This is a genomic window from Peterkaempfera griseoplana (genome assembly GCF_001418575.1).
GTDB classification, from domain to species: Bacteria; Actinomycetota; Actinomycetes; order Streptomycetales; family Streptomycetaceae; genus Peterkaempfera; species Peterkaempfera griseoplana.
The window spans coordinates 483-1,188 of the sequence record NZ_LIQR01000781.1; the positions used below are offsets into that span (position 1 = coordinate 483).

The window sequence follows — 706 nt, forward strand, 5'->3', positions numbered from 1 at the left end:
CGGCCGTCGGCTCCGGCGGCCCGCCCGGGACGCAAGCCCCGTCACCCGGAACATCCCGCGGCCGAGCAGGGGTCCGACTGTGCGTCCGCGATACGGCTGTCCCTGCCCGGCCGCGCACATGACCGACTCGATGAGGACGCCGCCTCTTGACACCCCCGGCCCACCTGTCCACGGCGCGGCGGCGACAGCGGGAGGACCCGCGTCGGCTCACGGCTTGCGGGCGACGCCCCCGTACCCCATGACGCGGTCACCGAGCTCCGGCACCTCGTCCTCCCCGTCGCCGTCCGGGTTCCAGCGGCTGACCAGGCCGGGTTCCACCATCTCCAGGCCGTCGAAGAAGCGCAGCACCTCCGCGTGGGGACGCATGGTCATCTGCGCCGACGCCGTGCGCCAGCCCTCCGAGGCCTTGGCCGCCCGCTCCGGGTCGGCGTCGGGCGAGGCATGGGTGAGCAGCAGGAAGCTGCCGGAGGGAAGCGCCTCGACCAGTCGGGAGACGATCTCGTACGGCCTTTCCTCGTCGCGGATGAAATGCAGAATGGAGATCAGCAGCAGGGCCACGGGCTGCTCGAAGTCGATCACCTCGCGGACCCCGGGAGCGGCCAGGATCCGCTCCGGTTCCCGCAGGTCGGCCTGGGTGAAGGTGGTCCTCCCCCGGCCGTGCCCGGCCATCAGGGCCCGGGCGTGCGCCAGCACGATGGGGTCGTTG

1 protein-coding gene is annotated in these 706 nt (G+C 72.9%); it reads right to left on the reverse strand.

All coding sequences use genetic code 11. The features are described from left to right. Positions 1 to 207 precede the first annotated feature (207 nt). Positions 208 to 706, reverse strand: a 499-nt coding sequence (locus AOK09_RS36745; protein WP_175609398.1) for an SAM-dependent methyltransferase, incomplete at its 5' end; no start/stop codon positions are given.